We start from the raw sequence: 21,766 nt of genomic DNA, 5'->3' as shown, positions 1-21,766 counted from the left end.
CCTTCGCTTCCTCGAGACCACCCCTTGGACCCTTCACGACGCAGCTCGCCCGATTCCGGCTTCGGCCGCATGCAACCGTACGCCCTCGCGATCGGTGACGTGGTCGGCGGCTACGAGCTGTTGCGCGAGATCGGTCGCGGCGGGATGGCCGAGGTGTGGGTGGCCCGCCGCGCCACCTCGACCGCCGGCAAGTTCGTCGCGGTGAAGATGGTGCTGCCGCAGTACGTCGGCGACGACCGCTACTCGCGGATGTTCGCGACCGAGGCGCAGGTGTCGGCGCCGCTGTCCCACTCGAACATCGTGCAGGTGTTCGACGAGGGCGAGGACAACGGCCGCAGCTACTTGGTGATGGAGTGGGTCGACGGGGTCGACCTCGCGCAGCTGCTGCCCGACATGCAGCTGCTGCAGAAGCGTGATCCCGTGCTGCGACTGCGCATCGCCGCCTACGTCATCGGGCAGCTGCTGCACGGCCTGTCCTACGCCCATCGCGTCACGACCCACGACGGCCAGACCCTCGGCATCGTCCATCGCGACATCTCTCCGCAGAACGTGCTGGTCAGCGTGTCGGGTGACGTGAAGGTCACGGACTTCGGCATCGCGCACCGCATGAGCGAAGAGACCACCGGCCTGCACATCAAGGGCAAGCTGCGGTACATGCCGCCCGAGCAGCTGGGCGGACGCTCGCACGCGCCGACCGTCGATCTCTACGCCGTCGGCGCGATGCTGCACGAGCTCGTCGACGGCAATGTCTTCCGCTACGACGCCGACGACCACGTCTCGCTGTATCACCAGGTGATGAGCGGCACGATTCCGCCGCTCACGGTGTCGGATGTCCCAGCCGAGCTCGACGCCGTGCGCTTGGCGTTGCTGCAACCCGACCCCGCGGCGCGACCGCAGAGCGCCGACGAGGCGCTGATGATGCTCAAGCGTTGGTCGGGCTACGCGGAGATGAAGGTCGAGCTCGCGCAGCTGTGTGGCCTCGCGACCGGCGTTGCGCGGCCCCGCACCGGTCCCGAGTTCGACGCGACCGCTGCGGCCGACGCCCGCGCCTCACGACTCTCGGGGCTGGCCGGGCTCCCGCCCGGGCTGATGGCCAGCCTCGCGCAACAGCAACAGCAACAGCAACAGCTCGGTCCCGATGGCCGTCCGCTGCCGTCGACGGTGCCGACCACCAACGCGCCGATCGGCGCAGTGGCCGGGCACGCGCCGACCGGGGTCGCCGGGCACGCCCCGAGCGTGGGCGGCGAGCTCGATGCGCCCGCGGCCCGCTGGGGCGTCGCGCAGAGCACCGGTCGCACGGGTGCGGCGGGCACCGAGATCCTCGGCCACGGCGAGCTGCCGTTCTCCGATCACGGCGTCGTCGACCCGACCATCGCGTTGGCGGGCGACGGCGCCCACGGGCGTCCGACCACCTCACCGGATTTCCCCGCCAGTCAGACCGCACCCGGCGCCTTGGCGGTGCCCGGCGCCCGCGGCATGCACGAGACCACGGTGTCGCAGATCGATCTGCCGCGTGGCGAGCCCAGCGGTCGTCGGACACCATGGGGCTTGCTCGTCGGGCTGTCGCTGGTGGCGGCGATCGGCATCGGCACCACGATCGCGCTCGTGATGCCGGGGCCGTCGTCGGATGCGGCGGCCACGGGCGCTGCGGTCGCGGCGAAGCCCACGACGCCGCGCGCGGATGCACCCGAGGCACCCGCGCCCGAGCCCGACGACGCGGGGCCGAAGCTGACCGCGGTCGCGCCTGGGAAGCCGGCCGACCCAGTCGCCGCCGAGGTCGTGCCGCCGGTCGCGGCCGCCGAGCCGACGGCCGCCCCGACGCCGGCCCCGACGCCGGCCCCAACGCCGGCCCCGACGCCCGCTGTCGAGGCGCCGCCGCCCGAGCCGACACCGGCGGTCACCCCCAGCAAGCCGAGCAAGCCGAGCACCAAGCGACCTGCGAGCAAGCCGGAGGTCACACCGAGCAAGCCCGCGAAGCCCGAGCCGGCGCCCGCGGGCCCGGCGGTCTTGGTGCACTTCCGGCTGGCCGATGATCTGGCCGGCGCCGACGTCAAGCTCGGCGCGCGCGAGATTGCGGTGCGCCCGCGCTACGACGCCCGCATCCCCGCGGGACACTACGCCGTGAAGTGGCGCGCCGATCCCGGTGCGCCGTGGAAGTCGGCCGGTAGCGTCGACATCGGCTCGAGCGGCGAGTGGAAGCTCATCGTCGGCAAGTCGGGCGCGCGCGCCAGCAAGATGTAGCGCGCATTTGCTACCCTGTCGGGACGTGCATCGACGTCGCATCCCGAGGGGTCTCGCCGGCGCAGCGCGCCACGCCGATGGGTCGTGGGGTGCCGGCATCCTGGCGATCGCGTTCGCGGCCACGTTGGTGGCCCGCTGTGCCGAGCCCGACGGTCCGCCGCGATGGCTCGACGCCGCGAGCACCATCGACGCCCCGTCGTCGAGCGACGAGCCCGTCCCCGCGATGGCGTCGGCCACCGCAATCGGCGGACGTGCGGCGGTTCGCGTGCAGCCCCGCGACGCCGCCGAGTCGGCGCTCGTGCAGGCGATCGCGCTCGACGTGTGGAGTGAGGAGGCCGCCGCCGACGAGCCGATCGACATCGTGGTCGACATCGACGGGCTGCGTCGACTCGGTGCCGCCGGGGTGCCGTGGGAGGTGCTCGTCGCCGACATCGACGAGCTTGCCGCGCAGGAGCGGGCGCGGTTGCAGCAACCCGCTGCCCAGCGTCCGGCCGATTGGTACGCCGAGTACCACGACTTCACGGCGATCCACGCCCACCTCGAGCAGCTGGCATCGGAGTTCCCCGAGCGGGTCGCGCTCGAGGTGATCGGCGGCTCGATCGAGGGGCGGCCGCTGCTCGCCATGCGGCTGGGCAACCACGCCGACGGCGTGCACATGCTGGTCAACGGTGCCGAGCATGCGCGCGAGTGGATCGCCGCGACGGTGCCGGTGTGCATCGCCGAGCGCCTCGCACGGGGCCAGGGCGACCCCGCGCTGCAGCGGTTCCTCGACACCACCGCGCTGTGGGTGGTGCCGGTCGTGAACCCCGATGGCTATCAGTACTCGTGGAGCTCCGATCGCTACTGGCGGAAGAACCGTCGTGGCGCGTTCGGGGTCGATCTCAACCGCAACTTCTCGGTCGCCTTCGGCGGCGCAGGCTCGAGCAGTGATCGCCGCTCGCAGGTGTATCGCGGCGAGTATGCCTTCTCGGAGCCCGAGACCGCCGCGTTGCGCGACCTCGTGCGCCGCGAGTCGATCGCGCTGCACGTCGACTTCCACTCGTACGGCCAGCTGCTGCTGCACCCGTGGACGCACACCGCTGCGCCCACACGTGATCGGGATCGCTTTGCGGCCATCGCCGATCGCATGGCCTCGGCGATCTACGCCGCCCATGGTCAACGCTACGAGATCAAGGCCGGTGCACGGCTCTACGCGGCGGCCGGCACCATGACCGACTGGATGTACGGCGAGGCCGATGCGCTCTCGTTCACGATCGAGCTGCGCCCGCGCGGCGGCAGCGGGTTCGTGCTGCCGCCCTCGCAGATTCGCCCCACCTGCGACGAGGCGATGGCCGCGGTGCTCGAGCTGCGGGCGTCGGCCGAGCGGACCCCGCGGTAGCGCCGCGGGGGCGCAGGCGCGCGCGTGCTCGGGGGCAGCAGAAAAATCGCGACCGACGGGCGGTCGCGCCGTCGACGGACAACGGCGAGCGCCGCCGTCAGCGGAGAACAAGCGAACATGACGACTCGATGTGGATGGATGGTAGTGGCGGTCCTGATGGGCCTTGGCCTCGGTGCGTGTCAGGCCGACGACGGCGGCGACGACGATGGCGGCGACAGCGGCTCTGCGTCGGATGCGACGGCGTCGGGCGGGTCTGCGTCGGGCGGGTCTGCGTCGGGCGGGTCTGCGTCGGGCGGGTCTGCGTCGGGCGGGTCTGCGTCGGGCGGGTCTGCGTCGGGCGGGTCCGCGTCGGGCGGCTCGGCGGACGGCTCGACCTCGGGCGATCCGACCGGCGACGCCTGCGAGGCGGACTGGTCGCTCGGCAAGACCCCGTACGTCGGCGACACGATCCTCGACGCCTGCGACGCCAACCCGCCGCAGAACTGCGTCGACGGCTACTACATCGTGTTCGACGACACCGGCGAGTGCATCTGCCTGCCGTCGTGCTCGTCGTTCGTCGACGTCGGTCTCGGCGACCCGTGCAATCAAGACGGCAGCGTCGTGTGCCAGGCGATCGAGAACGGTTCGGGCACCTCGAGCGGGAACTTCTGCGTGCCCACGCAGTGGGGGCTGTGCGGCCCCTGAAAACCCTGCGAACGCTTCGAGGGGCAAAGGACGGCGACCACGGCCGCCGGCGATCGATGCTACCGTGGTCGCGTGGTCGTGCTCGGCTCCCAGCGCTTGCAGTGCCCCCACTGCGGTCGCGTGCAGTTCCAGCCGATCGCGCGCCGCCACGTGTGCCGCGGATGTCGACGGAGCTTCACCGCCGAAGCCGCGCGCGCCAGCGCAGGTACGCGTGCGCGCCCGGGCAACCGCGGGCCGGCGCCGCCGAGCAAGCCCGGCGGCTCACGAAGCTCGTGAGGTCGACGTCTCGCGCACCCGTCGCGCGAGGTCGAAGTCGAGATCGCAGATCACTGCCTCGAGGTTCGCGATGCGGCGCTCGAGCTCCGGTGGGACCGCGGCCGTGCCGGCGACCGCGGCGAGCTGTGGTCGACTCGCTGGCGGCAGCCCGCGCTGCAGCTGGTGGACGCGCATGCGATGTTCGAGCACGCGGTTGATCACCCAGCCGGCGAAGATGAAGGGGGTCGCGATGATCCCGAGCACGAACGGTCCAACCAAGGTCGGCTTCCAATCCGCCGCGGCGAAGCTGAGCGCGGCGGCGAGAGGGCGAACTGGAGCCCGCCCGGGGCTATTTCGTCGCGTGCCGGCGCATGGGCACGCAGCCCTCGGTTACCCTGATGGCCGCACGCTCGCGAAGGGCAACAGGGGTCCACATGGTCGACGTCACGCGCAAGCAGTTCCTCCACCTCGGCCTCGCAGCGACCGCCGTCGCGATCGGTCCCGCGTGCGCCAGCGATGGTGACGACGACACCGCGGGCGGCAGCGACAGCGGCTCGGGGAGCAGCGGCACGGCGACGACGGCGAGCGGCACCGCGGGCATGACGACCACGAGCACGGCGGGGACCACGGCGTCGACCACCGCCGGCACCGGTGACGACAGCTCGACCGGCGCCGACTCGGGCAGCAGCGACGGCCAAGCGGCGGGCTGCGCCGGCGATCCCGACGCGATGTTCGATCTCCACTTCCACACCCTCGAGGTGCCGTTCGCCGACGTCATGGCCGCCGCGGACGCGAGCTACGTCGCCGGTGGCGCGCACACCCACGACGTGGCGATCTCGGCATCGGCGTTCGCGACCCTGCTGGCCGAGGGCAAGGTCATCGTCTCGGCGGCGGCCGGCGGCGTGGACGGGCACACCCACGCCGTCACGCTCAACTGCTGAGGCACGGGGCCGCCGCTTTCTTGCGTCGTGTCGGCGGTTGCTGGCAGCGTCGGTGCGTGCGTCCTCGCCTCGCCGCTTCGCTCGCCGTGCTCGTGCTCGCGGGCTGCAACCCCGCGCTGGCGCCGTTGCTCAGCCAGGTCGCTCGCAGCAACGGTGACAAGACCCAGATCGCAGCGGTGCCGGTGCAGGACGGCTCGCAGTACGTCTCGGTGATCACCAAGGCCCCCGCGACACCGACGGCAGTGCGGCAGCGGTGGAAGCGTGAGGCCGAGCGGGCGTGCGACGGCGAGTACGTGGTGCTGTCCGAGAACGCGGCCTCGCAGCGAACCGGCGCGGTCACGGCCCGCCTCATCCACGAAGGCTTCGTGCGCTGCGTGTCACCCGAGGCCACGCTCGCGGCCGACGATCGGCCGGCCAGCGATCGCGGTCGCAGCGACGTCGTGCCGCAGACGAACTAAAGCGCCCGCGGACGCCTCGATCGGGTCCGGGGTCGGCCTCAGACAGACGCTCGAGTGGTCCGGGCGTCGAACCGGGGCGGAGCTCGGCGCCGCGCTCGACCAGGGCTCCGCCTTGCGGTGCCGACGACGACGAGATCGTGAACCGCACGCCGCACCCGGCATCGACTGGGGAGCGGCGCAGCAATGGCATCCCTGCTCAAGGCTCAACCCATCGGCCGTGGCTTCCACGGGCTCAACGCGATCTATCAGTTCGTCAACGCCGACGGTGCGGTGCCGTCGACGGCGTGCGGCCAGGCGGCTGTGGCGACGTTCTTGGTGCAGGCAGGCCTGTTGCCCGCCGAGCTGACCTCGCTGCGCAAGGTCGAGCGGAGCCACCCCGCCGATCTCGGCGCCGGCTACCTCGGCACGACGCCATCGCGGGTGCGCAAGGCGCTCGAGGCCTACGGCGCGAAGCCGCTGCAGATCGTCGAGAGCGTCGCGGACGTTCAGCGCCGGCTGGCCGGCGGCTTCCCCGTGGTGTGTCTGGTACAGAACCCTGGCGGTCGCCTGGGCCTGCCCACCAACGGCGCGCACTGGTTCGTGCTGTACGCCTACGACGACGACGGCATCTTCGCCACCAACTCGGCCGGGAAGTACGGCTGGTCCGAGTTCGAGGGCATGTTCTCGAGCTTGACCACGGATCTCGCGTGGCTCACCGGCTTCAACGCGATCTGTGCGACGTCGCGACCCGCCCGCGACGCCGTGCGCAACCCCAACATCACGTGACGTCGGCGCGCATCGCCCCGTCAGGGCCAGGGATTGGCGAAGCGTGGATCGCCGAGGAAGGTCTCGTCGGTGAGCGAGTGCAGGAACGCGAGCAGGTCGTCGCGATCCTGGGGCGACATCTCGAAGCCACCGACGAAGCCGCTCTTGTACGGGTTCGCCCGCCCGTCACCCGCGAACGGTCCCTCGGTCACGTTGCGGCCGCCCGCGGCGTAGGTGTCGAGCACCTCCTCGAGCGTCGCGATCGAGCCGTCGTGCATGTACGGCCCCGAGACCGCGACGTTGCGCAGCGTCGGGGCGCGGAAGCGGCCGCGGTCGGTGTCGAGCGCAGTGCTCTCGTAGAGACCTTCGTTGCCGAGCGGGTAGGCGCCGGTACCCCCGACGTTGTAGAGGCCGGTGTTGTGGAATGCCTGCGGGTCGAACACGGTGTTGGCGTGCTTGACCGACATCGAGAAGTTGAAGCTGCCGTGGCAGTGGTGGCACTCGACCGCCTCGGAGAAGAACAGGTTCATGCCGCGCAGCGCCGACTCGGACAGCTCGCCGTCGCCGTAGACGAAGCGATCGTAGGGTGAGTCGCCGGAGATGAGCGTGCGGGTGAAGCAGGCGAGGGCGTCGCGGACCGCGTCGAAGCTGAAGGGATCGTCGCGCTCGGGGAACGCGGCCTCGAACAGCGGTCCGTAGACGGGTTCGTCGCGCAGACGCTGCAGGATCTCGTCCTCGTGTCCGACGGCGCCGAGCTCGATGGGGAACTCGCCGAACAGTGGCACCAGGATCTGGTGCTCGAGGTCGACGAGGTTGGGGTTCGCCCAGGTCAGCGGGTAGCTGTAGACGCTGTTGGTCAGGCCCATCGAGTTGCGCGCGAGCACGCTGCCGGTCGAGCCCTGCGGGGTCGGCAGCCCGTCGGCGAAGCCGCGCGCTTGATCGTGGCAGCTCGCACATGACTGCGTGCCGTTGCCCGACAGCCGCAGATCGTAGAAGAGATGGCGTCCGAGCTCGACCTTCTCGGCGCTCATCGGGTTCTGCGCGGGCACGTAGGGCTCCGGGAAGCCGGGCGGCAGATCCCACACCCACGGTGCCGGCGGCTCGCCGGTGGTCGACGAGCTGCCGCCGTCGTCGGTGCCGGTGCTCGTGCCACCGCTGCTGTCGACGGCGGTGGTCGCCGCCGAGCTGGAGCCGCCGTCGCCGGACGACGAACTCGCCGCGCCACTCGACGAGCCGCCGTCATCGGCAGGCGTCGAGGCGGGATCGCTGCAGCCGGCGGCGAACGCCACCAGCGACAGCACGATGGTCGAGCGATGCATCATTCGACGGTGAAGAAGTCCTGGCCGGCGCAGTCGTTGTCGCACGCGCCCGTCTCCCAGCTCAGCCCGAGGTGGGGGAACAGCTGGTCGCACTCGTTGACGTCGGGCATGAACGACATGCAACCGGGCGCGGTCATCGGCGTGTCGGCGTCGACGTCTTCATCGGCGACCAGCGTGGCGATGTCGCCGACGATCGTCTGGGTGGCGAAGTCGAACGCGTCGAGGGTGATGGTCGGGAGCGCCGGGCGGCTGCAGGCCTCGGTCGGCGGATCGGTGGGCGCGTCGCTCTGGCAACCCTGGCTGCCCAGGTGCACGAACCACCCGTTGTCGGGCGCGACGTTGCCGTTGGTGAAGTCGATGCGCAGGAACTTGTAGCCGGCCGCCCAGACCCAGAACATCGCGGTCTGATCCAGCGGCGGCGGCGCGACCGCGGCGTCGGCATGGTTGAGCGCGAAGGGCACGCCGAGCTCGAACCGCACGCCGGTGTACTCGCCGGGCGGGACGGTGCCGGCCACGAGGTCGTTGATCTCGGCGGTGGTGCCCTCACCGCACTCGCCACTGGCGTCCTCGAAGTCGAGCAGCGCGACGTCCTCGTACTGCCACACGCCGTCCTGGGCCAGCGCGACCGGGGTCTCGTTGCCCTCGGCGTCGAGCAGGCGCACGCCCGAGACGTAGAAGCGCAGGTCACGGAACGACACCGTGGTGTCGCCGGCACCGACGCCGTCGTAGCTCTCGTTGCAGTGGGCGTCCTGGTCGCCGACGCGCAGGGCGAAGTGGATCTGCACGTCCACGTCCGCGGGCTCGCCGGTGCTCGAGTCGGCGCCGCCCGAGCTGCTGCCGCCGCTGCTGTCCGCGCCGGTGCTCGAGCTGCCGTCGGTCGTCGTCGCCGTCGTGGTGGCGGTCGTCGCGGTGGTGCTGGCGGTGGTGCTGGCGGTGGTGCTGGTCGACGGGTCATCGGTCGAGCTGCCGCTGTCGGCAGCCGGTGAGCCGTCGTCGCCGCCACACGCCAGCGGCACGAGCAGGGTCAACGCAAGGGGAACGATCGATGCGCGAAGCATGACCGCTCGATTAGCAGCCGCGACGCTCGCGAACGATGGTGCAGATTTTCGCAGGCAGCATTTGCGCGGCACTCCGCGCATCAAATGCAGACCGCGTTGCCCATCGCGTTCTCGCAGAGCGCCTCGTCGGCGGCGGCCTGCTCGCAGAAGTGCACGCGGCACTCGATGAAGTTGCCCTCCATCACGTCGCTGCCGGCGCCAGGCACCGCCGCGGCGGCCTCGAGGCACATCGCCTCCGCGCTGATGTGATCCTCGCCCCAGGTGCCGTGGTAGAGGTCGTGGCAGTTCGTGAGCATGCACTCGCACCACGCCGCGTCGAGATCGGCGTGGCCGCCGGTGGTGTCGGAGCCCGAGCCATCGGCGCCGCTGCTGCCGCTGCCGCCGCTCGAGTCGGTGCCGGGATCCGTGTCGCTGGTGGATGTGGTGGTCGATGCCGTGGTCGACGCGGTGGTCGACGCGGTGGTCGACGCGGTGGTCGACGCGGTCGTCGATGCCGAGGTCCCCGACGAGTCCATGTCGTGGTCGTGATCGTGGCCAGTGGTGTCGGCGCCGGTATCGGCATCGTCACCGCCGCAGGCGAGACATGGGACGAGGGTGGCGAGGGCGAGGCAGGCAAGGCGATGCATGGCTGCCGGCGAGCAGAACATCTGCGCGGTCGTTCGGCAGCGTGGTGAATTTGCGCAGGCCCCCAAGGCGGGCCATCGGGGGCCTGCGGCGGTCGTGCGCGGCGAGGATCGCCGCGAGCTCAGGTCCCCCCGGCGCTAGAGTTCTTGCATTCGCCCTCGCCGTCGATGTGACCGACGGTTCGACTGAGCGCGTTCATGTAGTCCCACAGGTTGTCGATGTCCTGGCTGCCGACCTGATAGCGGGCCTCTGGTCGGATGTCGCGTGCGCGCAGCTCGTCGGGTGTGACCACGCCGTCGCCGTCGGCGTCGGACGCTGCGATCAGATCGAACGCGGTGTTCGGGGTGGTCGACTCGAGGTCGTCGTAGAAGATGTGATCGGCGTGGATGGTGATCGTCGCGTTCGCAGATCCGTCGGCGGGCACGGCGGCGACGACCTCGCAGTCGTGGTAGGTGGTCTCGCTGTCGAAGCCCCACGCGAAGCCGATGGTGGCGTCGCCCTTGGTCGCGGTGCCCTCGACCCACAGGCCGAAGCCGCCGTCGGTGAGACGCTGCGCATCGGCCTCGCTGACGTTGCCGCCATCGGGGGCGCCCCCGGGTGCGATGCGGAAGCCCAGGAGCGGGCGCCCCTGCGGCACCACGAGCGACGTGACGGCGTGGCCACTGCCGCCGGTCGGGGCCGTCAGGTCGAAGACGTAGCGTCCGCCGTCGTCGGCATCGTCGGTGGCGATGGTATCGAGCGCGACCAGGTAGTGCTCGAACGAGAGCGCCCAGCCGTCGACGAAGACATCGCTGGGAATGCCCTCTTCGATGAACTCCTCGCCCCAGACGCGGACCTCGAGGGTGCCTTCGCCGTCGTCGGCACACCCGGGGAGAACCATCGCCACGGCGACCGCGAACGTGCATGCATGGAATTGCGACATCGTCATCGGACCCTCACTGCGTACTGGTCGTGGACCTGGAGCTGTTTGATCAGGTAGTTGGCGGCGGTCTCGCCGGCGATGATCTCGATGACACCGTCGCCGTCGTCGTCGAGCGTCGCGAAGTCGAGGTTGTCGAACGCCGTGTCGCCCTCGAACGGATCGACCATCAGCAGCTCGAGGCCGAGCACCTCGTCGCCGTCCTCGTCGATCACCAGGTGCGGGGTCGCGGCGCCCGCCTCGATCTCCTCACCGATGGGCAGGCCGACCACGCGCTTGCCCTCCTCCTCGTCGAGGAAGCCGTGAAAGTCCCAGCGCTCACCCTCGCGGGTCGCGATGCCCGCGATCTCCATGGTGTGACCGATGAGCGGATCGTCGGCGGCGATGCCGTCGCCGGCGCGGGCGCGGGTGAAGACGAAGTTGGCACCGCTGTAGTCGGCGACCAGCATCGTCGCGGTGCCCAGGTCGGCGCCGTCGTCGAGCCAGTCGACCACGAAACGCCCGAGCATCTCGCCGGTGATCTCGCCGCCGGCGTAGTGGCCCGGGTGCGCGTAGGCGGTGGGGATGAAGAGCTCTCCCAGGCGCTGTGAGAGCGAGGCGTGCATCTCACCGCCGGTGGTGAACTCGACGTTGTCGAAGGCCACGCGCAGGGTCGTGATCTCGATGTGGTAGCCGAGGTCGTTGTCGAACGCGCCGAGTGCTCGACTGTCGACGACGACCGAGCGTTCGACGCGGGGGGCCTGTTCGCTGTCGATGCCGCAGGCCAGTGCGGCGGCGAGCGAGGCGAGGGTGATGGGCCAGAGCGGGCGCGGCCTGGGCCGGCCGCGTGGTGCGGATTGCATGGTGGAGTTCCTCGTGGGTGTTCGCGCGGGCGCTTCGCGTGCGCACGCAGCTGGTATGCCGCGCAGCTGGGATGTCCCGTTGCTGGCGGCGAGACGATTCGAGGGCACGCCGAGGGCCACGCCCGACTGTCCGGTTGCGGGGGGCCGATCGACGGTCCGCATGCCCATCGGCCGCGCGGGCGCTGGCTCGCCGAGGGCGAGGTCGCGTGCGCGCGTGATCCGGCGGGGCTGCGGCTCGAGCGGTGAACGTGCTTCAGGCGAGCTGCGGCGGGCCGCGGGCGCAGGCACGGGCGGCGTCACGCGTGGCCGGCCGCGTGGGTGCGGCAGCGACGTGCGCGAGGTGGTGCAGCGGTGCGATCGCCTCGTACGGCAGCACCGGCGGTGGTTGGACCACTGCGACGCCGCGGTGCGCGAGTGCGTGACGGCCGTGGTCCGGATCGAGGCGTGTCCACGCGGCCTGCCGGCGCGCGGCGACTCTGGCATCATCCGCGCCCGAGTGGGTCGCCAGCGAGACGTCGTCGGGCCGATGCGGGTCGACGAGCGCGAGCGCGTCGCGGGCCTGCGCGGCGGGGCTTCGCACGATCTCGATGAACTCGCGCTCCTGCAGCGCGAGGCTGCGGGCGAGCTCGTGGGGGTCGTGGTGGTGGTGGTGCGTTGCGTCGGCGTGGTGGCCGTGCCGGTGGCCGTGCCTGTCGCCGTGACGGTGGCCGTGGGTCGCCGCGTGGTCGTCGTGGGCGTGGACGAGCGCAGCCTCGCCCTCGTGGGTGTGCGGCGTCAGCCGACCGTGGAGGCCGACGTGCAGGTTGGGCATCACCTCGACGCCGAGCAGCCACAGCCATGCAGCCACCCACGCGAGCACGCGGCGCAGCGGCAGGGGGTGGATCGAGCGTGGCATCGGACGTGCGGGTCGCACGCGGCGCGGCCTGGAGGGCCCGCGTCCGGCGGCGAGGTGCCCAGGGTACGCGAACCGCCGCCGTCGGGATCGGTGATCCCGCCGCCGGGCCGCGGCGTACCGCGGGCGAGACCGGACGCGCGGGTGGAACAACGACGGCGAACCGAGGCCGCCCGGCGGCGAGACGGCCGCTGCGCGAGGGCGATCGCTGCTGGGGCACGTGCGCTGGCGACCGTCATCGGGCTCGGCTTGACCATGACCGCGCGCCTCGCTTCGGCCTCGCCGTTCGCGGTCGTGCACCCGGTCGAGCCCCCGGTCGACGACGTCGGCGATGGCTCCGCTCGCGTCGTCAAGGTGCGCACGCGCAGCGATGGCCTCACCGCCTCGGGGCGGCGCATCGGCTCCGACCAGATCCAGACCGCACCCAAGCGCAGCGCCGAGGACCTGCTGCGCATGGTGCCCGGCCTGCTCATCGTGCAGCACGGAAACCAAGGCAAGGGCTACCAGTTCTACGTGCGGGGGTTCGATGCGGTGCATGGCTCCGACATCGAGTTCGAGCTCGGCGACGTGCCGATCAACGAACCCTCGAACGTGCACGCGCACGGCTACCTCGACCTGGCGTGGATCATCCCCGAGACCGTGAAGCAGATCGACGCGCACAAGGGCGCGTTCCGCCTCGAGCAGGGCAACTTCGCCACCGCCGCGAGCATCCGCTACGAGCTCGCGGTGCCCGAGAAGCTCCGCGGCACCCGCATGAGCTACGAGGTCGGTACCACCAACCGTCACCGCGTCGCGTTCGTGCACGCGCCCCGCGGACGCGCGCAGGAGACGTTCTTGGCCGGCGAGGTCATGACCGACGCGGGCTACGGCGCCAACCGCAAGGCCGATCGGCTGAGCGCGATGGCGCAGCTGCGACTGTGGCAGCGCGATGGCTTCGCCGTCGATGCGCTCGCGACCGCGTACCAGGGGCGCTTCGGCCTGCCCGGCACGGTCCGCCTCGACGACGTGAAGACCGGCCGCGAGAACTTCTACGGCTCGTACGTCACCGGTCAGGGCGGCGTGTCGCAGCGATCGATCGCGTCGCTGCGCCTGTCGGGCGCAAAGGACGACCATCGCGTGTCGCTGACACTGTGGGGCCAGGCGCGTCGTCTGAGGCTCGACGAGAACTACACCGGCTGGCTGGTCGATCCGGTGCACGGCGATCGCCACGCGCAGCACCAGGACAACGCGGCGATCGGCGTCGCGCTCGACTACGAGCGACAGCTGAGCGATCGCGCAGCGCTGCGCGTGGTCGGCTCTTGGCGCGGCGATGCGATCGACCAGCGCCAAGACGAGCTGCTCGCCGACGGCCATCCGTGGTCGAGCTCGCGCGACCTCGGGATCCTGCAGCAGAGCTTCGGCATCGCACCCGGCCTGCGGCTCACGCCGCGTCGCGGCTGGCTGCTGGACGGCGGGCTGCGCTTCGACGCGTTCGACGCCCACGTGCACGATCGCCTGGCCCCGGCTGGCACGCCGCGCGCCTCGGGCACGCTGGTGCAGCTGTCACCGCGACTCGCGACCCGGGTGACGATCCTGCCGCGCTGGCAGGCGTTCGCGGCCTATGGTCGGGGGTTCCGCACGCCCGAGGCGCGCGCGTTCACGCTGCCGACGACGGCGCCCGAGAACGTCGACCTCTCGGCCTACGCCGGCGGTAAGCCCGGCATGACGACCACCGAGAACGTCGAGCTCGGCAGCCGCGTGCAGCCGAGCGAGCTGTTCGACGTCGGCGCATCGGCGTTCGGCATCTGGATCGCGCGGGAGAGCATCTTCGATCACGTCTCGGGCTTCAACGTCGAGCTCAACTCGACGCGCAGGCTCGGACTCGAAGCCGATGTGCAGATCCACCCCACGCGCTGGCTCGACCTCGGCATCGACCTCACCGCGGTGCAGGCCCGCTTCGTCGACTCGAAGGCGCCGATCCCTGGCGCGCCGCCGCTGTTCGTGCAGATCCAGGGCGCGCTCAACCATCCCAAGGGCTTCCGCGCGGGGCTGCGGTGGTTCGTGCTCGGCCCACGCCCGCTGACCTACGGCGCCAAGGCGGGCGCGACCACGGTCATGGATGTGTCGGTCGGGTACCGCATCAAGTGGATGCAGCTCGACATCTCGATCGACAACGTCTATGCGACCAAGTGGCGCGAAGGCGAGTACAACTTCGCGTCGTGGTGGGATCGCAGCCAGCGCGCCAGCCAGGTGCCGGCGATTCAGTTCGTGGCGGGGCCGCCGACGATGGCCCGCTTCGCAGCGACGGTGTACTGGTAGCTCAGGCCAGGCGTGCGAGCACGCGGGCCTTCTGTTGCTCGAACTCCGCGTCCGTGAGCAGGCCGGCGTCACGCATCTGCCCGAGGCGCACGATCCACTCCGCGACCTCGTCGGTGCCGAGCGGCGTCTCGGCGGCCGCCGGCTGCGACGGCGGAGCCTGGGCCGGATAGGGCTGCTGCGAAGGGTAGGGCTGCTGCGGCGGATAGGCCTGCGGTGGATACGGCTGGGGCGGGTAGTACGGCGGCTGCGGATACGGCTGCTGCGGATAGGGCGGCTGCGGATACGGTGGCTGCCCGACGACGGAGCCCGGCGGCAGCATGCCCGCCTGGGCGTTGGGCGCGAGTCGGCGACGCTCGCCGGCCTCCCTCAGCTCGCCACGCTTCACGAGGTACAGCGGAAACGCGACGATCCACAATAGCAAGCCGCAGATGAACCACCCCGCGGGGCTCATCGCCGCGAGGCCACGAACGTCGCGCTTGTCGTAGCCCAGCTGCGCGGCGTCGACGGCCATCCACGCCGCGCTCGCCAGCACGATCAAACTCATCAAGCCGTTCATCGTCGTCGTTCGAGTGTAGCAACTCCACGCGCGGCGAGCCCGGCTACTCCCCGCTGGCGAGCTCGGCGGCCCAGCGGTCGATGTTGTCGGTGGTCTCGCGCAGGGCCTCGGGCGAGCTCGAGAGCTCGGCGAGGCTGCGGCGCAGCTGCTCGATGGCGCGTCGAAGGCGGCTGCGCACGGTGCCCGCGGGCAGCTCGAGCGCGACCTCGAGGTCGCGGCCGCGCACGCGCTCGACGTAGTAGAGCTCGAGCGCGATCTGCAGCTCGAGCGGCAGGGTGCGGAGGGCACGGATCAGCAGCCGCTGATCTTCGTGCTCCGCGATCACCTCGCTCGGGGACACGCCGAGGTCGACCACCGAGGAGACCATGAAGTCGGGTGCCACCGGCGAACGCAGGCGCTTGCCGATCTGGTCGTAGAGCTTCGAGCGCGCGGCCGCGAACAGATAGCCGCGGAAGGCCTCGGGATCGCGGATGCGGTCGCGTTGCTGCACGCAGACCAGGAAGGTCTGCTGGATCAGGTCCTCGACGCCGGTGGCGATCTTGTTCTGGAAGAACCGCCGTAGCGGCTCGAAGTAGCGGTCGATGAGCGCACCGCCGGCGTCGCGGTCGCCCGCCTGCCAGGCCACCAGCAGCTCCGCGTCGGTCTGCACCGGCCGCAGGATAGCGCGTCTGCGACGCCGCCGCCCGTGCGGGGATGCCCCGCCGGCATCTCCCGTGATCAACGGCGGCCCCCGTCGGTCTTATGATGCAGGCCCGCCCGCGGCCATGGGCGCGGATCCGCTGGACCCCCGTGCGAACCCATGTCCCCACCGAGCGCTACGATCCCCGGTCCGACGCGGCCGCGCGGCCGGACGCCGAGGGGCCGCTGCAGCAGCGGCTCGAGCGACTGGGCGATGCGGCACACCAGCAGACGTCGCTCGACGGCGGGCGCATGCATCGCGCCGTGCGCTCGCGCCTGCTCGACGAGTCGCCACCCGAGGTGCGCATCGATCGCTACCTGGTGCTCGAGAAGCTCGGCGCTGGCGGCATGGGCGTCGTCTATGTCGCGCTCGACGCCGAGCTCGAGCGACGCATCGCCATCAAGCTCGTGCGTGGCTTCGACGGCCCGCGCGGGCGCGAGGCGCAGCAGCGGTTGGTTCGCGAGGCCCGCGCGATGGCGCGACTGGCCCACCCCAACGTGGTCGCGGTGTTCGATGCCGGGGTCCACGGCGATCGGGTGTTCATCGCGATGGAGCTGGTCGCTGGCTGCACCCTGCGCGAGCACGTCACCACGCGCACGCGCAGCTGGTCCGAGGTGCTCGCGGCGTACCTGCAGGCCGGCGAGGGGCTCGCGGCCGCCCACGCGGCGGGGTTGGTGCATCGCGACTTCAAGCCCGACAACGCGCTGGTCGGTGACGATGGCCGCGTGCGGGTGCTCGACTTCGGACTCGCGCAGGCGCGAGACACCCCGGTCACCGCGTCCGGCGGTGCGTTCGACGACGTCGACGACACCACGCAGATCACGGCGACGGGCAAGCTGGTCGGCACGCCGGCCTACATGGCGCCGGAGCAGTACGCGGGCTTGCCGGCCGACGTCGGCTCCGATCAGTTCGCGTTCTGCGTGTCGTTGTGGGAGGCGCTCTATGGTCAGCGCCCGTTCGACGGGCGCGACGCGGCGACCTTGCGGCGCGTGATCGGCAGCGGTCGCGTGACCGCGCCGCCGGCATCGACCGCGGTACCGACGTGGCTGAACACCGTGCTGCGCCGCGGGCTCGCGGTGGAGCCCAGCGCGCGGTGGCCCTCGATGACCGCGTTGCTGTCGGCGCTGCGCGACGACCCGCGCCCGCGACGACGGCGCTGGCGCGTGCTCGCGGCCGTGATCGCGATCGCCGGCGTGGGCGTGGGCGCGTGGGCACTCGAGCGTGGTCGCCGGCTGGGTGCGTGCGAGGACGGCGACGCGGACATCGCGGCGCGCTGGAGCCCCGCGGTGGCCCAGCGCGTCGGCGAGGCGTTCGCGGCCAGCCGGCTGGTCCACGCACCGGCGGCGTACGAGCACATGCGGCCGCACCTCGACGCGTGGGTCGACACCTGGCGTGTCGCGCGACGGGCCAGCTGCGAGGCCTACGCGCGCGACGGCGTGATCGACGGGAGCGACTGGTCCCGTCGCGCGGCGTGCTTCGATCGCCAGGCCCGCCGCCTGGGCACGCTGATCGAGGCCCTCGCGGTGCCCGATCGGAGCATCGTCGAGCGCGCACCGCGGGCGGTGTTCGAGTTGCCCGGCCCCGACGAGTGCAGCGACGACGCGCGGCTGGCCGCGCTCGATCGCTTCGATGGTCGCGATGCCGCGGCCGCCGAGGCCCTGGCGCAGCGGCTCGCGGACGTGCAGGTGCTGACCAGCGCCGGTGACCTCGCGCGCGCCCGCGATGCCAGTGCGCATGCGATGGCCGACGCGGTGGCGCTCGACGATCCCGCGTTGCTGGCCGAGGCGCGCCTGCGCGAGGCGCTGGTGCTCTACGCCGAGGCCGACTATCCCGGTGCCGCACGCGAGCTCGAGCAGGCGTACTTCGGTGCGCTCGCGGTCGGTGCCATCGACGTCGCGCTGGGCAGTGCGACCGAGTCGATCGCGGTCGTGGGCTCTCGCATGGCCCGCTTCGACGAGGGCCTCGAGTGGAGTCGCCACGCGCGCGGACTGCTGGACCGGCAGGAGCACGCGCGCGAGTGGTTCGAGGGGCGCATCGAAGATCGACTCGGTACGCTGGAGTTCCAGCGCGGCGACCTCGACGCGGCGGTGCAGACCTACCAGCGCGGGATCGCGTTGTTCTCGAGTGCGGTCGGCGAGCAGCACCCGCTGGTGGGCGAGCTGTGGCTGAGCCTCGGCTCGGTCTACGTCACGGCCAAGCGACTCGAGCTCGCCGAGGACGCCGTCGATCGCGGGGAGCGCATCTTGGTGCGGGCGTACGGTGCGGACGCGCCAGCATTGTTCGTCGCCGCCGGCGCCCGCTGTGGGATCGCGTTCGAGCATGGCGAGTACACCGAGGGCTTGCCGCACTGCGAGCGCGCGGTGACGCTGCGCGAGGCGGCGGTCGGCCCCGATCACGCGTCGCTCACGAGTTCGTTGCTTCGACTCGCGGCGGGTCGCATGGCGGCCGGCGAGGCTGCGGGCGCTCGCGAGTCGACCGCTCGCGTGGTCGAGCTGCGACGCGCCAAGCTCGGACCGCAGCACCCCGAGCTCGCGACCGCGCTCAGCAACCTCGGTGTGATCGACTATCTGCTCGACGACAATGACGCCGCAGAGGCCCACCTGGCGGAGGCGCTCGCGATTCGTCGTGCGGTGCTGCCGAGCGGCCACCCCGACATCGCGGTGACCGTGCTCAACCTCGCCGATGTCGCCGGGGCCAGGGGCCAGCACGCGCGCGCTCTCGCGTTGTTCGAAGAGGCGGCGGCGCTGCTGGGCGACGCCGCCGACGACGTCAGCGACAACCACCGCGGCCGCGCGCAGGCCGGCATCGGCGGAGCCCAGCGCCGCCTCGGTCACGCGGCGGCGGCCGTCGAGGCATACGACGCCGCGCTGCGCTCGCGCTTCGTCGAGCTTGGTGATCCCGCGGCCCGCTGCGAGGTCCGCCACGGACGCGTTGCGGCCCTGCGTGCGCTCGAACACCCGCCGGCCCACCTTCGCGCGGCGCTGGCGGAGGCGCTCACGGTGTGTCGCGACGCCGGCGAGCGTGCGGCCGAGTTGGTGGCCGAGCTCGAGTCCTGGCAGTCGCAGGAAATCGATCGCTGACGCGTGATCAATCGCGGGGGGCCGTCGGTCCTCTGCGATAGATGGTGTCCCCACGATTCACACTCCCCTTGTTCGCGCTTCTCCCCTGCATGGCCTGCGTGCTGCCTGGTCTCGGCGAGGACGACGGCGCCGGTGAGTCCGGCAGCGCGAGCGCGTCGGCGTCGACGACCGCGTCGTCGACCGGCACTGCCACCGAGGCCAGCAGCAGCGGTGAGTCCGGCAGCGACAGCGTCGCCGACAGCGGCGAGTCCGGCAGCGTCGAGACCACCGGTGGTACCACCGGCGGCGATCCGCTGGCGACCTGCAGCGACGCGTCGCTGTACATGGGCAACCCCTTCTTCGACGGTGAGCTGCAGGGCTGGAACCCCAACGGGCAGGGGCTGCGTGCCGACCCGCCGCTGCGCAGTCGTCACCTCGCCAACTTCGGTGGGCAGCTCGCGATCGACACCCAATACGAAGTCTGGGGTGTCGACGGTGACCAGGTGCGTCGGATCGCCGGCAACGAGAACGAAGGCGAGACCCAGTACCAGCCGAGCGGTGCCTGCGAGGACGTCCGGCTCATCATCGGGGCCGGCGTCGCGGGTACCCCCGACGGTCGAGTGTTCGTGGCCGACCGCCGCGGCAACGGCGTGATCGAGCTCAGCGATCCGCTCGGCAACTGCACCGCGCAGCCGATCGCTGGCAACCCGGAGGTCACGATCGACCTCGACATCACGGAGGACGTCGCGGCCAAGGGCGACCTCGACGGTCCCGGGCTCGAGGCACGCTTCTACTCGGTCGAGCGACCCACCGCCGATGCCGATGGCAACGTGTTCGTGTTCGACACCGGCAACCGCAAGCTCAAGCGCATCGCCGACGACGCCGAGCACACCGTCACGACGCTGCTCGACTACGGCGAGGCGGCCCCGTTCGCGAGCACGGCCATGGGTGGCAAGGTCTACATGACCGGCACCACCAGCAGCGGCGACTTCCTGTGGGCGGTCGACGCCGAGACCGGCGAGGTCGACGAGCTGTTCGAGGGCCGCGGCATCTTCGCGGAGATCGACAGCCACACCCAGGCGACGTTGTTCGCGATCGAGTCGGACGGCGTCGACCTCTTCATCGGCTCTGGGCAGGGCTACATCTTCCGTGTGTCCACCCAGGGGCAGCCGCTCGGCGTAGTCGCGGGCTACGGCACCGCGATCGACTTCCCCGACATCGATCTCGAGGCCCCGATCCCGCTCGACCAGCTGCCGATCCGCTCGTACGCGACTGCCGAGGCGGGCCTCGTGCGCGTGGGCGATGACCTCATGTTCACCAACGTGAACGCCGGCATCGGCTTCCACGTGTGGTCGATCCACTGCGGCGGCTAGTACCTGCGCGACCGCGACGCTTCGGCGTCGCGGTCGCGTCGACATCACTCGCCCAGGAACGGCGCGAGCTGAGCGACGAGGTTGGGGTACACGCCGGCCAGTGGCGGCTCGCAGATCGAGAACATCGAGGTCGTCATGCCCGGCTTCTGCAGCGCCTCGATGACCTCGCGCTCGCGCACGGGCGGCACCGCGTTGCCCCACTCGCTGCTGCACCCGGGACCGATGCCGAAGTCGTCCTGATAGGTCGGCGACTCGGCATCGGCGTAGACCAGCGGGTTCGCGGGGTAGCCGACCGGTACGCCCATCACCCCGAAGAGGAACACCGCGGTGCCGTTGTGCGCCCGCTTGGCCTCGTCGAGCGCCAGGAAGTAGTCGATGTAGCGCGAGGTCGGCCGCAACATCGCCTCGGTGGGCTGCGTCGTCACGGCGGCGTCGTGGCCGTAGTCGGCTGCGTGGCACTCCTCGTAGGGCGCGCCGTCGCCGGTGCACGCGACGCCCGCGTTCCAGCAGACCGCCGAACTCGGTGCCGAGGCGGTCGGGTCGCTCCAGAATCCTTCGGGATTGCCGCCCATGCTTGCCGGCAGGAACAGCGTGTCGTCCTGCGCCGAGCAATCGGTCTCGTCGGTGACGAAGATGACCACCAGGTGGGCCTCGGTGCGAAGGAACCCGTAGCTGGATTCGCCGGCGCTCTGCATGCGCAGCATGGCCTTGTACGCCGACTCGAGCGGCGACTCGAAGCCGCAGCCCGCGATGCCCTGGGGCAGTGCGCAGTGCAGTGCGTCGGAGAGCGTCACACCGTCGAGGTTGGTGCCCTCCACACCGCGCTCGATCCACGGGCGCGCACGGGGGCTCGGATCGAACTCGGTGACGGTCGGCACCAGCGGGATCTGCTCGAGCGTGCAGATGTCGGTGCACGCGACCGCGGTGGCGTCGCTCGGCTCCGCGCCGTTGAACACGAAATCGCCGAGGCGCTCGCGGCAGCTGCTCATCCGCAGATCTCCGGCCTCGGGAGAGGTCCCGTTGCACCACGGGTTGCCGTTGTCGGTGGTGGTCACGCCGATGCGATAGCTGATGTCCGTGAACTGCTCGAGTTGCTCGACCAGCGCGTCGATCGAGCTGGCCAGCGCACCCTGCTCCTCACCCATCGAGCCCGAGTTGTCGAACACGAACAGGATGTCGACTGCCGGCGCTGCGCCGACGCTCCCGCCGCTCGAGCTGTCGTCGCCCCCGGTCGGCGAGCTCGAGTGACCGTCGGAGGCCTCGGAGCCACTGCTGCCGCTGCCGTCGGTGCCGGCGTCGGTATCGACACCCCCGAGCACCTTCGGGGCCAGACAGCCACCGCCCAGGGCCAGTGGCGTCGACAGCAAGATCGCGTGCATCGAGCGTACATTGAATTGGCGTCCCATCGTTTTCATCCTCCACTGCGCCGAAGCGACGGCGCGTTCG

Annotated in this window: 19 protein-coding genes; 9 read left to right on the top strand and 10 right to left on the bottom strand. The window is 71.3% G+C overall.

What is annotated here, in order from left to right:
* Positions 1-69 precede the first annotated feature (69 nt).
* From IPH07_13615 to IPH07_13605, 3 genes are all read left to right on the top strand, one after another.
* The gene (locus IPH07_13615) at positions 70-2,241 is read left to right on the top strand and encodes a protein kinase (protein MBK6918429.1); all 2,172 of its coding nucleotides are present in this window, start codon (positions 70-72) and stop codon (positions 2,239-2,241) included.
* Between the two features lie 25 nt (positions 2,242-2,266).
* Positions 2,267-3,619: a hypothetical protein gene (locus IPH07_13610; protein MBK6918428.1), complete on the top strand. Its 1,353-nt coding sequence runs from the start codon at positions 2,267-2,269 to the stop codon at positions 3,617-3,619.
* Positions 3,620-3,757: 138 nt separating this feature from the next.
* Entirely contained in the window at positions 3,758-4,303 is a 546-nt protein-coding gene (locus tag IPH07_13605; GenBank protein MBK6918427.1) for a hypothetical protein, read from the top strand.
* A gap of 261 nt (positions 4,304-4,564) precedes the next feature.
* Here the strand turns inward: IPH07_13605 and IPH07_13600 are convergent, their stop codons facing one another.
* Positions 4,565-4,837, bottom strand: coding sequence for a hypothetical protein (locus IPH07_13600; GenBank protein MBK6918426.1), 273 nt, complete (start codon positions 4,835-4,837; stop codon positions 4,565-4,567).
* Between the two features lie 155 nt (positions 4,838-4,992).
* On the opposite strand from IPH07_13600, the gene IPH07_13595 reads away from it, so the two are divergent.
* The 3 genes from IPH07_13595 to IPH07_13585 all read left to right on the top strand — a co-directional run bounded on the left by IPH07_13595 (position 4,993) and on the right by IPH07_13585 (position 6,722).
* On the top strand, positions 4,993-5,499 hold the full coding sequence (locus IPH07_13595) for a hypothetical protein (protein ID MBK6918425.1): 507 nt from the start codon (positions 4,993-4,995) through the stop codon (positions 5,497-5,499).
* Positions 5,500-5,555: 56 nt separating this feature from the next.
* The gene (locus IPH07_13590) at positions 5,556-5,957 is read left to right on the top strand and encodes a hypothetical protein (GenBank protein ID MBK6918424.1); all 402 of its coding nucleotides are present in this window, start codon (positions 5,556-5,558) and stop codon (positions 5,955-5,957) included.
* A 183-nt stretch (positions 5,958-6,140) separates the two neighbouring features.
* Positions 6,141-6,722, top strand: a complete 582-nt coding sequence (locus IPH07_13585; protein ID MBK6918423.1) for a hypothetical protein — start codon at positions 6,141-6,143, stop codon at positions 6,720-6,722.
* Between the two features lie 20 nt (positions 6,723-6,742).
* Here the strand turns inward: IPH07_13585 and IPH07_13580 are convergent, their stop codons facing one another.
* From IPH07_13580 to IPH07_13555, 6 genes are all read right to left on the bottom strand, one after another.
* Positions 6,743-8,020 carry a di-heme enzyme gene (locus IPH07_13580; GenBank protein ID MBK6918422.1) on the bottom strand — a complete coding sequence of 426 codons (1,278 nt, stop codon included), beginning with the start codon at positions 8,018-8,020 and terminating at the stop codon, positions 6,743-6,745.
* Positions 8,020-9,078, bottom strand: coding sequence for a metallo-mystery pair system four-Cys motif protein (locus IPH07_13575; GenBank protein MBK6918421.1), 1,059 nt, complete (start codon positions 9,076-9,078; stop codon positions 8,020-8,022). The genes IPH07_13580 and IPH07_13575 overlap by 1 nt, the downstream gene beginning before the upstream one ends.
* Positions 9,079-9,158: 80 nt before the next feature.
* Entirely contained in the window at positions 9,159-9,704 is a 546-nt protein-coding gene (locus IPH07_13570; protein ID MBK6918420.1) for a hypothetical protein, read from the bottom strand.
* Positions 9,705-9,823: 119 nt separating this feature from the next.
* Entirely contained in the window at positions 9,824-10,630 is an 807-nt protein-coding gene (locus IPH07_13565) for a hypothetical protein (protein MBK6918419.1), read from the bottom strand.
* A complete protein-coding gene (locus IPH07_13560; protein ID MBK6918418.1) occupies positions 10,627-11,463 on the bottom strand; it encodes a hypothetical protein in 837 nt (278 codons plus the stop codon). The genes IPH07_13565 and IPH07_13560 overlap by 4 nt, the downstream gene beginning before the upstream one ends.
* 253 nt (positions 11,464-11,716) lie before the next feature.
* Positions 11,717-12,358, bottom strand: coding sequence for a hypothetical protein (locus IPH07_13555; protein ID MBK6918417.1), 642 nt, complete (start codon positions 12,356-12,358; stop codon positions 11,717-11,719).
* 252 nt (positions 12,359-12,610) lie between these two features.
* Here IPH07_13555 and IPH07_13550 point away from each other — a divergent pair, with 252 nt between their 5' ends.
* Positions 12,611-14,653: a TonB-dependent receptor gene (locus IPH07_13550; protein MBK6918416.1), complete on the top strand. Its 2,043-nt coding sequence runs from the start codon at positions 12,611-12,613 to the stop codon at positions 14,651-14,653.
* Between the two features lies 1 nt (position 14,654).
* On the opposite strand, the gene IPH07_13545 is transcribed toward IPH07_13550, so the two are convergent.
* Both IPH07_13545 and IPH07_13540 read right to left on the bottom strand, forming a co-directional pair.
* Entirely contained in the window at positions 14,655-14,972 is a 318-nt protein-coding gene (locus IPH07_13545; protein ID MBK6918415.1) for an SHOCT domain-containing protein, read from the bottom strand.
* A 280-nt stretch (positions 14,973-15,252) separates the two neighbouring features.
* Positions 15,253-15,858 (bottom strand): sigma-70 family RNA polymerase sigma factor, encoded by a 606-nt coding sequence (locus tag IPH07_13540; GenBank protein ID MBK6918414.1) that lies wholly within the window; start codon positions 15,856-15,858, stop codon positions 15,253-15,255.
* A gap of 140 nt (positions 15,859-15,998) precedes the next feature.
* Between IPH07_13540 and IPH07_13535 the strand changes: the two genes are divergently transcribed.
* Positions 15,999-18,968 (top strand): serine/threonine protein kinase, encoded by a 2,970-nt coding sequence (locus IPH07_13535; GenBank protein ID MBK6918413.1) that lies wholly within the window; start codon positions 15,999-16,001, stop codon positions 18,966-18,968.
* 68 nt (positions 18,969-19,036) lie between these two features.
* Entirely contained in the window at positions 19,037-20,320 is a 1,284-nt protein-coding gene (locus IPH07_13530; GenBank protein MBK6918412.1) for a hypothetical protein, read from the top strand.
* A gap of 44 nt (positions 20,321-20,364) precedes the next feature.
* On the opposite strand, the gene IPH07_13525 is transcribed toward IPH07_13530, so the two are convergent.
* The gene (locus IPH07_13525; GenBank protein MBK6918411.1) at positions 20,365-21,726 is read right to left on the bottom strand and encodes a VWA domain-containing protein; all 1,362 of its coding nucleotides are present in this window, start codon (positions 21,724-21,726) and stop codon (positions 20,365-20,367) included.
* Between the last annotated feature and the right edge of the window lie 40 nt (positions 21,727-21,766).

This window comes from Deltaproteobacteria bacterium, from assembly GCA_016709225.1.
Lineage (GTDB): Bacteria > Myxococcota_A > Polyangia > Nannocystales > Nannocystaceae > Xiheibacterium > Xiheibacterium phototrophicum.
Note: the sequence above shows the minus strand (reverse complement) of the source record. Positions and strands in the feature narration are given on the sequence as shown.